Origin of the sequence: Pseudomonas gebzensis (assembly GCF_034427815.1) — a bacterium.
Taxonomy (GTDB): Bacteria; Pseudomonadota; Gammaproteobacteria; order Pseudomonadales; family Pseudomonadaceae; genus Aquipseudomonas.
In genome coordinates this window covers 248,962-259,596 of record NZ_JAXQNS010000009.1, presented here as the reverse complement: position 1 = coordinate 259,596, position 10,635 = coordinate 248,962, and the positions used below count along the sequence as shown (strand labels likewise).

Here is a 10,635-nt window from a genome sequence, read left to right as displayed (position 1 = left end):
CATGCAGGTAGGGGTTTTGTCTTTTCTGCGCCAGGCTATCTTGACGCTTCCTCAAGGCGTTCTTCCTATGCATTTGGCTGATGCGTGGCTATCATGCGAGCCTCATTCAGAATCGAGACTGGCATGCTGAAGTTGTTGAATCTTCTCAAAGACGGCCGCTTTCACTCGGGTGAAGAGTTGGGTGCGGCACTGGGAGTAAGTCGCAGCGCTGTCTGGAAGCAACTGCAAAACCTCGAGAATGACTGCAACCTGGCCATCCATAAAGTACGCGGTCGTGGTTACCAGCTTTCCACCCCTCTGCAGTTGCTGGATGCGCACGCCATCGCTGCACATGCGCAGGCCTCTGAATGGCCCATTCTCATCTACGAAACCATTGATTCGACAAACGCTGAAGGGTTGAGGCTCATCACTCAGGGTCAGCCTGCTCCTTTCCTGGTGGTGGCAGAGCGGCAAATGGCCGGGCGCGGTCGTCGGGGAAGGCAGTGGGTAAGCCCTTTCGCGGAAAACCTCTACTACAGCTTGGTACTGCGTATCGAAGGCGGTATGCGGCAGCTCGAAGGGTTGAGCTTGGTGGTCGGCCTTGCAGTGATGCGTGTATTGCAGGCCATGGGTGTCGAAGGGGTCACTCTTAAATGGCCTAATGACGTCTTGGTTCGTGAGCAGAAAATTGCAGGCATCTTGCTGGAATTGGTAGGCGATCCTGCCGACATCTGTCACGTGGTGTTGGGTATTGGCATCAACGTGAACATGCAGGCTAACGCACAGGTCGATCAGGCTTGGACATCGATGCGTTGCGAGCGAGGCGTAACGATTGATCGCAACCGCGTCGTGGCACTGTTGAACGAGCAGCTGAAGGTCGAGCTCGATCGCCATCGTCAGTGCGGTTTTGCCGGATTCCAGGATGAGTGGGAGAGTGCCCACGGCTGGCAGGGGCGCGAGGTATCGCTTATCGCAGGTATTACGCGCTTGGATGGCATTGTAAGGGGTGTGGATGCCCACGGCGGTTTGCGTCTGGAAGTCGACGGTATTGAAAAGAGCTTTAGCGGTGGAGAGCTCAGTCTGAGGTTGCGTGATGATTCTTGAGCTCGATTGCGGTAATAGCTTCATCAAGTGGCGAGTCATCTCAGCGGTGGATGCCTCGATTATTGCTGGGGGCATTGCCGATTCCGACCAGGACTTGCTTGCAGCGGTAGTGGCCAGTCACGGTGAAATTCGCCTGCGGGGCTGTCGTCTGGTCAGCGTGCGTAGCGAGGAAGAAACGATCCATCTCAGTGCATTGCTACGTGCAACCTTTGGAGTGAGTGCACAGGTGGCAACGCCGGCGCAGGAGTTGGCCGGAGTGCGCAATGGCTATGAGGACTACCAGCGGCTGGGGATGGACCGTTGGCTTGCGATCCTTGGCGGATTTCATCTGGCGGGCCGTGCATGTCTGGTCATTGACTTCGGTACTGCCGCGAAGGCTGATTTCGTTGCGGCGAATGGCGACCATCTGGGGGGTTATATTTGCCCTGGTATGCCTTTGATGCGTAGCCAGCTGCGCACCCATACCCGACGCATCCGCTACGATGACGCCTCTGCAGAGCGTGCGCATGTGAGCCTGGCGCCAGGACGCTCAACCGTCGAGGCGGTTGAGCGAGGCTGTGTAATGATGCTGCAAGGCTTTGCGCGTTCTCAGCTCGCTCAGGCGAGGGAGCTGTGGGGCGACAACTTTACCGTTTTCCTTACAGGTGGCGACGCCCCCCTTGCCAAGGAGGCTGTGGCGCAAGGCCGAGTCGTGCCCGATCTGGTGTTCGTGGGATTGGCCTTGGCCTGCCCGATGAATTGAGGTGCTTATGCGTTGGTTGTTTCTGCTGCTTGTGGTGCTGAATGTCGGATATTACGCCTGGCATCAGCATGAAGCGCCCTTGAGAGTGAAGGATGTCACGCCCCTGTCTCTTTACAAGGGTGGCCAGCAGGAGATTCGCCTGGTGCGCGAGTCCGCTGGAGGCATGCCGTCGCGAAAGCGTGATGAGTGTCTGGTTGTGGGCGGTGTAACCGAAAACCAGATGCAATCCCTTCGCCAGCGACTGGTTAGTCTGGATATCGCAACAGAGCGCACCCGTAGCGCGCCGCCCGGGGAGCAAGGTTTCTGGTTGGTCGTGACGGCGCAAAGCGAGCGTCTGCTGGACCAGCCGGTGCTCTTGAGTCTTTCCAAGGATTTCAAAGACTTAAAACATAAAATTATTTTGTGCGAGGGGGTTGCAACTGCTGATTAGCTTGATAGAATGGCGCCCGCTTCGCAGGGAACACCACTTAGGTGGTTGAACCAGAAGCTGCTGTCAAATGAGCTAACCTCAGGATTTAAATGAGAAAAAGCTTGACAGTAGGACGGCAAGAGTTGAAAATGCCGCCCACGCTCAGGAGGGGTTCCCGAGCGGCCAAAGGGATCAGACTGTAAATCTGACGTCTTCGACTTCGAAGGTTCGAATCCTTCCCCCTCCACCATTTTGCGAGAGCTGCAAGCTCCGCGGGTATAGTTTAGTGGTAGAACCTCAGCCTTCCAAGCTGATGATGCGGGTTCGATTCCCGCTACCCGCTCCAAGTTTGTTGTTTTCAACGTGTTTTGCTCTTGTAGCTCAGTTGGTAGAGCACACCCTTGGTAAGGGTGAGGTCAGCGGTTCAAGTCCGCTCAAGAGCTCCATATAAACAAGGCAGATATGAAAATATCTGCCTTTGTTTTGTCAGGAAGGTCAGTATGCTTCCTGGAGCGCAAAGCCCTGTGATCGGTCTTGATGGTGCATGAGGCTCACAGGTCGGGCGCTGAAAATGCTCGAACAAGTGGTTGATTTCTCAAGGTCTGGTCGGCATAATGCGCGGCCTGATACAGCGTTAAAGGTCAGTAGCTCAATTGGCAGAGCGACGGTCTCCAAAACCGTAGGTTGGGGGTTCGATTCCCTCCTGACCTGCCATTCACCTCGGTGTGATTGGCTTTCTTCTTACAGGATCCTCCTCGATGACTCCCAAAACTGAAGCCCAAGAAACACGTTTCGATCTGTTCAAGTGGCTGGCTGTTGTGGCTTTGGTAGTTGTTGGTGTGGTGGGTAATCAGTATTACTCCGCAGCTCCAATCCTGTATCGCGTGCTTGCATTGCTTGCTCTGGCTGCTGTCGCTGGGTTCGTTGCCCTGCAGACTGCGAAGGGTAAGTCGTTCTTTGTGCTCGCGAAGGAAGCTCGCGCCGAGATCCGTAAAGTCGTGTGGCCAACCCGTCAAGAAACCATGCAGACCACGCTGATTGTCGTGGTGGTAGTGCTGGTGATGGCGTTGCTGTTGTGGGGTCTTGATTCCCTGCTCGGCTGGTTGGTTTCCTTGATTGTTGGTTAAGGGTGTCCCGTGGCTAAGCGTTGGTACGTAGTGCATGCTTACTCGGGTTACGAGAAGCATGTCATGCGCTCCCTGGTTGAGCGCGTGAAGTTTGCTGGCATGGAAGACGAGTTCGGCGAAATCCTGGTTCCGACCGAGGAAGTCGTCGAAATGCGCAACGGCCAGAAACGTAAAAGCGAGCGAAAATTCTTCCCTGGGTATGTTTTGGTCCAGATGGAGATGGGTGAAGGTACTTGGCACTTGGTCAAGGACACCCCTCGCGTAATGGGTTTCATTGGTGGTACCGCAGACAAGCCTGCGCCTATCACTGATAAAGAAGCTGAGGCAATCCTGCGTCGTGTTGCTGACGGCAGTGCCAAGCCCAAACCCAAGACATTGTTCGAGCCAGGCGAGACCGTTCGTGTTGTCGATGGTCCGTTTGCTGACTTCACTGGCAATGTCGAAGAAGTTAACTACGAAAAGAGCCGTCTGCAGGTTGCAGTGCTCATTTTCGGTCGCTCCACTCCGGTGGAGCTCGAGTTCGGCCAGGTCGAAAAGGTCTAGCAGAACCACGCATCCCATACCCCGCAGCTCTATGTGCTGCGGGGTTTTGTCGTCACTGGGATAAAACGCAAGTCATCCGGGGAGCCATTTGGCGCTCGTACCCGATATTGGAGTAGCTCATGGCTAAGAAGATTACGGCTTACATCAAGCTGCAAGTAAAGGCCGGCCAGGCCAACCCAAGCCCGCCCGTTGGTCCAGCACTGGGTCAGCACGGCGTGAACATCATGGAATTCTGCAAGGCCTTCAACGCCCGTACTCAGGGTCAAGAAGCCGGTCTGCCGACTCCAGTGATCATCACCGTCTACAGCGACCGTAGCTTCACTTTCGAGACCAAAAGCACGCCTGCTTCGGTTCTCTTGAAGAAAGCTGCTGGCCTGACCAGCGGTTCGGCTCGTCCGAACACCGTCAAGGTCGGTACCGTAACCCGTGCTCAGCTGGAAGAGATCGCCAAAGCCAAACAGGCTGATCTGACTTCTGCCGACATGGATGCTGCTGTGCGCACCATCGCCGGCTCTGCCCGTAGCATGGGCCTGAACGTGGAGGGTGTGTAATGGCTAAGCTGACCAAGCGTCAAAAGGCTATCGCTTCGAAAGTCGAAGCTGGCAAGAACTACAGCTTCGAAGACGCCGCCGCGCTGCTGGCTGAACTGTCTGCTGTCAAGTTCACCGAATCGTTCGACATCGCTGTCAACCTCGGCGTTGACCCGCGTAAATCCGACCAGGTCGTTCGTAGCGCAACTGTGCTGCCACACGGCACTGGCAAGACCGTACGCGTTGCTGTCTTCACCCAAGGCCCGGCTGCTGAAGCTGCCCTGGCTGCAGGCGCTGACCGCGTAGGTATGGACGATCTGGCTGCCGAAATGAAAGCTGGCGACCTGAACTACGACGTCGTGATCGCATCCCCGGATGCCATGCGCGTAGTTGGCCAGCTGGGTCAGGTTCTGGGCCCTCGCGGTCTGATGCCTAACCCGAAAGTCGGTACCGTTAGCCCAGACGTAGCCACTGCCGTGAAAAACGCCAAGGCTGGTCAGGTTCGCTACCGTACCGACAAGAACGGTATCATTCATACCTCCGTCGGCAAGGTAGGCTTTGAAGCCACCAAGCTGAAGGAAAACGTTGAAGCCCTGATCGCTGACCTGAAGCGTATCAAGCCAGCTTCTTCGAAAGGTATTTACGTCAAGCGCGTTACCCTGAGCACCACCATGGGCCCAGGTCTGGTCATCGACCAAGGCTCGCTGGACGTATAAAGAACAATACCGGCACGGTGTGAACCATGCCGGTAGCAAAAATTGGGGTCCCTGCCTGGCGGGGGCTATCCAAGACCGTAGGCGGCGCAAGTCTTAAACCCCAAGCCTACGCAGATGGTGCTCCCGATTCGTTATCGAATCAGACACCAAAACGACATCCGGCCTCGGCCAGATGAAACGGTTAAACCAGGAGTAAACCCGTGGCAATTAAACTCGAAGACAAGAAGGCCATCGTCGCTGAAGTCAACGAGGCTGCCAAAGTCGCTCTGTCTGCTGTCGTGGCTGATGCCCGTGGCGTGACTGTAAGCGCAATGACCGGACTCCGTAAAGAGGCCCGTGAAGCTGGCGTGTATGTACGTGTCGTACGTAACACCCTGCTCAAGCGCGCTGTTGCCGATACTGATTTCAGTGTCCTCAACGACGTGTTCACTGGCCCTACCCTGATTGCATTCTCCAACGAACACCCGGGCGCTGCTGCTCGTCTGTTCAAAGAGTTTGCCAAGGGTCAGGACAAGTTCGAGATCAAGGCAGCTGCGTTCGACGGCAATTTCATTGCCGCTAACCAGATCGACGTGTTGGCCACCTTGCCGACCCGTGACGAAGCTATTGCGAAGCTGATGAGCGTGATCCAAGGCGCTACCAGCAAGCTGGCTCGTACACTGGCGGCCGTTCGCGACCAGAAAGAAGCTGCTGCAGCCTAACCCTGCGCATCCCCTTTCAAAATCATACGTTTAATTTGATGGCTGCGTAGGCTGCCACCCCAATACAGGATTTAAGTCATGTCCCTGACTAACGAGCAAATCATCGAAGCAATCGGCCAGAAAACCGTTCTGGAAGTTGTTGAGCTGATCAAAGCTATGGAAGAAACCTTCGGCGTTACCGCTGCTGTTGCCTCGGCTGGCCCAGCTGCTGCAGCTGCCGTTGTTGAAGAGCAAACCGAGTTCAACGTCGTTCTGCTGGAATGCGGCGAGAAGAAGGTCAACGTGATCAAGGCAGTTCGTGAACTGACCGGTCTGGGCCTGAAAGAAGCCAAAGAGAAAGTAGACGGCGCTCCTCAGGTCGTTGCTGAAGGCGTTTCGAAAGAAGCTGCTGAAGACGCCAAGAAGAAGCTGGAAGAAGCAGGCGCTAAAGTCGAGCTGAAGTAATTTCGACTGTGCGACTCCAGCCTGAGCGTTAAGCGAAAGGCTGACGGCTGGTGGCTTAGGCCACCGGCCTTTTTCCGTTATTGGCGGTCGATTGTTTCGACCCTGATAGCACGCGGTAAACACCCATAGTGGGTGACGCAAACCACGGGGTTTGCACGATTTTCTGGCTGCTCCCGCCGGGAGAAGCCAAACAAGCAGGTGACCAAGCTGGGGAACGCTGATGGCTTACTCATATACTGAGAAAAAACGTATCCGCAAGGACTTTAGCAAGTTGCCGGACGTCATGGATGTGCCTTACCTCCTGGCCATCCAGCTGGATTCGTATCGCGAATTCCTGCAAGCGGGAGCATCCAAGGATCAGTTCCGCGACATTGGCTTGCACGCGGCCTTCAAATCGGTATTCCCGATCATCAGCTACTCCGGCAATGCTGCTCTGGAGTACGTAGGCTATCGCCTGGGCGAACCAGCCTTCGATGTCAAGGAATGCGTCCTTCGTGGTGTAACCTTCGCAGTCCCGCTGCGGGTGAAGGTGCGCCTGATCATTTTCGACAAAGAATCGTCGAACAAAGCGATCAAGGACATTAAAGAGCAAGAAGTCTACATGGGTGAAATCCCCCTGATGACTGAGAACGGTACCTTCGTTATCAACGGTACCGAGCGTGTGATCGTTTCCCAGCTGCACCGTTCGCCCGGTGTGTTCTTCGACCACGACCGTGGCAAGACTCACAGCTCCGGCAAACTGCTGTACTCCGCCCGTATCATTCCTTACCGCGGTTCGTGGCTGGACTTCGAGTTCGATCCGAAAGACTGCGTATTCGTCCGGATCGACCGTCGCCGCAAGCTGCCGGCATCGGTATTGCTGCGTGCATTGGGCTACAGCACCGAAGAAATCCTCGATACCTTCTACACCACCAACGTCTTCCACGTGTCGGGCGAGCAACTCAGCCTGGAACTGGTTCCACAACGCCTGCGTGGCGAAGTGGCCGTCATGGATATCCATGACGAGACGGGCAAGGTCATCGTCGAGCAAGGTCGTCGTATTACGGCGCGCCACATCAACCAGCTGGAAAAAGCTGGCGTGAAAGAGCTCGCGGTTCCGATGGAGTATGTGCTGGGCCGCACCACGGCCAAGGCCATCGTGCACCCTGCTACCGGTGAAATCATCGCCGAGTGCAACACCGAGCTGACCACTGATCTGCTGGTCAAGATCGCCAAGGCTCAAGTGGTGCGCATCGAGACGCTGTACACCAACGACATCGACTGCGGTCCGTTCATCGCTGACACCTTGAAGATCGATACCACCGGCAACCAGCTGGAAGCCCTGGTCGAGATCTACCGCATGATGCGTCCAGGCGAGCCGCCGACCAAAGACGCCGCCGAAACCCTGTTCAACAACCTGTTCTTCAGTGCAGAGCGCTACGACCTTTCCGGTGTGGGCCGCATGAAGTTCAACCGCCGTATCGGTCGTACCGAGATCGAAGGTTCGGGTGTGCTGAGCAAGGAAGATATCGTCGAGGTGCTCAAGACCCTGGTCGACATCCGTAACGGCAAAGGCATCGTCGATGACATCGACCACCTCGGTAACCGTCGTGTGCGTTGTGTTGGCGAGATGGCCGAGAACCAGTTCCGTGTTGGCCTGGTGCGCGTCGAGCGCGCGGTCAAGGAACGTCTGTCGATGGCCGAAAGCGAAGGCTTGATGCCGCAGGACCTGATCAACGCCAAGCCGGTTGCGGCAGCGGTGAAAGAGTTCTTCGGTTCCAGCCAGCTCTCGCAGTTCATGGACCAGAACAACCCGCTCTCCGAGATCACCCACAAGCGTCGTGTCTCCGCGCTTGGCCCGGGCGGTCTGACCCGTGAGCGTGCTGGCTTCGAAGTCCGCGACGTACACCCGACCCACTACGGCCGTGTGTGCCCGATCGAGACGCCTGAAGGTCCGAACATCGGTCTGATCAACTCCCTGGCAGCCTATGCCCGCACCAACCAGTACGGCTTCCTGGAAAGCCCGTACCGCGTTGTGAAGGAAGGCGTGGTCAGCGATGACATCGTGTTCCTGTCGGCCATCGAAGAAGCTGACCACGTGATCGCCCAGGCTTCGGCCGCGATGAACGAGAACAAGCAGCTGATCGACGAGCTGGTCGCTGTGCGTCACCTGAACGAGTTCACCGTCAAGGCGCCGGAAGACGTCACCTTGATGGACGTATCGCCCAAGCAGGTTGTTTCGGTCGCTGCGTCGCTGATCCCGTTCCTCGAGCACGACGACGCCAACCGTGCGTTGATGGGTTCGAACATGCAGCGTCAGGCTGTACCGACTCTGCGCGCCGACAAGCCGCTGGTAGGTACCGGGATGGAGCGCAACGTTGCGCGTGACTCCGGCGTTTGCGTCGTGGCACGTCGTGGCGGTGTGATCGACTCGGTCGATGCCAGCCGTATCGTGGTTCGCGTTGCCGATGATGAAGTCGAAACCGGTGAAGCCGGTGTAGACATCTACAACCTGACCAAATACACCCGCTCGAACCAGAACACCTGCATCAACCAGCGTCCGCTGGTGAGCAAGGGTGATCGGGTCCGTCGCAGCGACATCATGGCTGACGGCCCGTCCACCGACATGGGTGAGCTGGCGCTGGGTCAGAACATGCGCATCGCCTTCATGGCATGGAACGGCTTCAACTTCGAAGACTCCATCTGCCTGTCCGAGCGTGTTGTTCAGGAAGACCGCTTCACCACGATCCACATTCAGGAACTGACCTGTGTGGCCCGTGACACCAAGCTTGGCCCGGAGGAAATCACTGCAGACATCCCGAACGTGGGTGAAGCTGCACTGAACAAGCTGGACGAAGCCGGTATCGTCTACGTCGGCGCCGAAGTTGGCGCGGGCGACATCCTGGTCGGCAAGGTCACCCCGAAAGGCGAGACCCAGCTGACGCCGGAAGAAAAACTGCTGCGTGCGATCTTCGGTGAGAAGGCCAGCGACGTTAAAGACACTTCCCTGCGCGTACCCACCGGTACCAAAGGCACGGTCATCGACGTTCAGGTCTTCACCCGTGATGGCGTTGAACGCGACAGCCGCGCGCTGTCCATCGAGAAGATGCAGCTCGACGAGATCCGCAAGGACCTCAACGAAGAGTTCCGCATCGTCGAAGGCGCCACCTTCGAGCGTCTGCGTTCGGCATTGAACGGCCAGTCCGTTGATGGCGGCGCGGGTCTGAAGAAGGGCACCGTGGTCAGCGACGAAGTCCTTGACGGCCTCGAGCGCGGTCAGTGGTTCAAGCTGCGCATGGCAGAAGACGCCCTGAACGAGCAGCTGGAAAAAGCCCAGGCGTACATCGTCGATCGTCGTCGTCTTCTGGACGACAAGTTCGAAGACAAGAAGCGCAAGCTGCAGCAGGGCGATGACCTGGCGCCAGGCGTACTGAAGATCGTCAAGGTTTACCTGGCTATCCGCCGTCGCATCCAGCCGGGTGACAAGATGGCGGGTCGTCACGGTAACAAAGGTGTGGTCTCGGTGATCATGCCGGTTGAAGACATGCCGCACGACGCCAACGGTACGCCGGTCGACGTCGTTCTGAACCCGCTGGGCGTACCTTCGCGTATGAACGTCGGTCAGATCCTTGAAACCCACTTGGGCCTCGCGGCCAAAGGTCTGGGCGAGAAGATCGACCGTATGCTCGAAGAGCAGCGCAAGGCCGCAGAAATTCGTGGCTTCCTGACCGAGATCTACAACGAGATCGGTGGTCGTCAGGAAAACCTGGACGAGTTCTCGGACGAAGAGATCATCGCCCTGGCGAACAACCTGAAGAAGGGCGTGCCAATGGCAACGCCGGTCTTCGACGGTGCTCGCGAGAGTGAGATCAAGGCCATGCTGAAACTGGCTGATATGCCAGAAAGCGGCCAGATGGTGCTGTTCGATGGTCGTACCGGCAACAAGTTCGAGCGTCCGGTGACCGTTGGTTACATGTACATGCTCAAGCTGAACCACTTGGTGGACGACAAGATGCACGCGCGTTCCACTGGTTCCTACAGCCTGGTTACCCAGCAGCCGCTGGGTGGTAAGGCGCAGTTCGGTGGTCAGCGTTTCGGGGAGATGGAGGTCTGGGCGCTGGAAGCTTACGGCGCGGCCTACACCCTGCAAGAAATGCTCACAGTGAAGTCGGACGACGTGAACGGCCGTACCAAGATGTACAAGAACATCGTGGATGGCGATCACCGTATGGAGCCGGGCATGCCCGAATCCTTCAACGTGTTGATCAAAGAGATCCGTTCGCTCGGTATCGACATCGATCTGGAAACCGAATAACACGTGACGCGATGGGAGCGAGGCAGGCAACTGCCCGCTTCCTGCT

The 10,635-nt window shown here is 56.9% G+C and carries 10 protein-coding genes and 4 tRNA genes; all 14 read left to right on the top strand.

The window, feature by feature from the left end; translation table 11 throughout:
- Positions 1-123 precede the first annotated feature (123 nt).
- Entirely contained in the window at positions 124-1,083 is a 960-nt protein-coding gene (gene birA, locus SJI00_RS17990; protein WP_322463023.1) for a bifunctional biotin--[acetyl-CoA-carboxylase] ligase/biotin operon repressor BirA, read from the top strand.
- Positions 1,073-1,825, top strand: coding sequence for a pantothenate kinase (locus SJI00_RS17985; RefSeq protein WP_322463022.1), 753 nt, complete (start codon positions 1,073-1,075; stop codon positions 1,823-1,825). The genes birA and SJI00_RS17985 overlap by 11 nt, the downstream gene beginning before the upstream one ends.
- 7 nt (positions 1,826-1,832) lie before the next feature.
- On the top strand, positions 1,833-2,255 hold the full coding sequence (locus SJI00_RS17980) for a hypothetical protein (protein ID WP_322463021.1): 423 nt from the start codon (positions 1,833-1,835) through the stop codon (positions 2,253-2,255).
- A 144-nt stretch (positions 2,256-2,399) separates the two neighbouring features.
- Positions 2,400-2,484 (top strand) — tRNA-Tyr (locus tag SJI00_RS17975).
- 22 nt (positions 2,485-2,506) lie between these two features.
- Positions 2,507-2,580, top strand: a tRNA-Gly gene (locus SJI00_RS17970).
- A gap of 24 nt (positions 2,581-2,604) precedes the next feature.
- Positions 2,605-2,680, top strand: a tRNA-Thr gene (locus tag SJI00_RS17965).
- Positions 2,681-2,872: 192 nt separating this feature from the next.
- Positions 2,873-2,948 (top strand) — tRNA-Trp (locus tag SJI00_RS17960).
- 44 nt (positions 2,949-2,992) lie between these two features.
- Positions 2,993-3,361 carry a preprotein translocase subunit SecE gene (gene secE, locus SJI00_RS17955; protein ID WP_322463020.1) on the top strand — a complete coding sequence of 123 codons (369 nt, stop codon included), beginning with the start codon at positions 2,993-2,995 and terminating at the stop codon, positions 3,359-3,361.
- A gap of 9 nt (positions 3,362-3,370) precedes the next feature.
- Positions 3,371-3,904 carry a transcription termination/antitermination protein NusG gene (gene nusG, locus SJI00_RS17950; protein WP_322463019.1) on the top strand — a complete coding sequence of 178 codons (534 nt, stop codon included), beginning with the start codon at positions 3,371-3,373 and terminating at the stop codon, positions 3,902-3,904.
- A gap of 119 nt (positions 3,905-4,023) precedes the next feature.
- Positions 4,024-4,455: a 50S ribosomal protein L11 gene (rplK, locus tag SJI00_RS17945; RefSeq protein ID WP_322463018.1), complete on the top strand. Its 432-nt coding sequence runs from the start codon at positions 4,024-4,026 to the stop codon at positions 4,453-4,455.
- Positions 4,455-5,150: a 50S ribosomal protein L1 gene (gene rplA, locus SJI00_RS17940; protein WP_322463017.1), complete on the top strand. Its 696-nt coding sequence runs from the start codon at positions 4,455-4,457 to the stop codon at positions 5,148-5,150. Before rplK ends, rplA begins: the two co-directional genes overlap by 1 nt.
- Before the next feature lie 200 nt (positions 5,151-5,350).
- Positions 5,351-5,851 carry a 50S ribosomal protein L10 gene (gene rplJ, locus SJI00_RS17935; protein WP_322463016.1) on the top strand — a complete coding sequence of 167 codons (501 nt, stop codon included), beginning with the start codon at positions 5,351-5,353 and terminating at the stop codon, positions 5,849-5,851.
- Between the two features lie 78 nt (positions 5,852-5,929).
- Positions 5,930-6,295 (top strand): 50S ribosomal protein L7/L12, encoded by a 366-nt coding sequence (gene rplL / locus SJI00_RS17930; protein WP_322463015.1) that lies wholly within the window; start codon positions 5,930-5,932, stop codon positions 6,293-6,295.
- Positions 6,296-6,515: 220 nt separating this feature from the next.
- Positions 6,516-10,589 (top strand): DNA-directed RNA polymerase subunit beta, encoded by a 4,074-nt coding sequence (gene rpoB, locus SJI00_RS17925; RefSeq protein ID WP_322463014.1) that lies wholly within the window; start codon positions 6,516-6,518, stop codon positions 10,587-10,589.
- The last annotated feature ends 46 nt before the right edge of the window (positions 10,590-10,635 follow it).

Excerpts from the sequence above, each read along its gene's own strand:
- birA (WP_322463023.1), top strand. The coding sequence starts at position 124 with ATGCTGAAGTTGTTGAATCTTCTCAAAGACGGCCGCTTTCACTCGGGT.
- SJI00_RS17980 (WP_322463021.1), top strand. The coding sequence starts at position 1,833 with ATGCGTTGGTTGTTTCTGCTGCTTGTGGTGCTGAATGTCGGATATTAC.
- SJI00_RS17985 (WP_322463022.1), top strand. The coding sequence starts at position 1,073 with ATGATTCTTGAGCTCGATTGCGGTAATAGCTTCATCAAGTGGCGAGTC.
- rpoB (WP_322463014.1), top strand. The coding sequence starts at position 6,516 with ATGGCTTACTCATATACTGAGAAAAAACGTATCCGCAAGGACTTTAGC.
- rplL (WP_322463015.1), top strand. The coding sequence starts at position 5,930 with ATGTCCCTGACTAACGAGCAAATCATCGAAGCAATCGGCCAGAAAACC.
- rplK (WP_322463018.1), top strand. The coding sequence starts at position 4,024 with ATGGCTAAGAAGATTACGGCTTACATCAAGCTGCAAGTAAAGGCCGGC.
- secE (WP_322463020.1), top strand. The coding sequence starts at position 2,993 with ATGACTCCCAAAACTGAAGCCCAAGAAACACGTTTCGATCTGTTCAAG.
- rplA (WP_322463017.1), top strand. The coding sequence starts at position 4,455 with ATGGCTAAGCTGACCAAGCGTCAAAAGGCTATCGCTTCGAAAGTCGAA.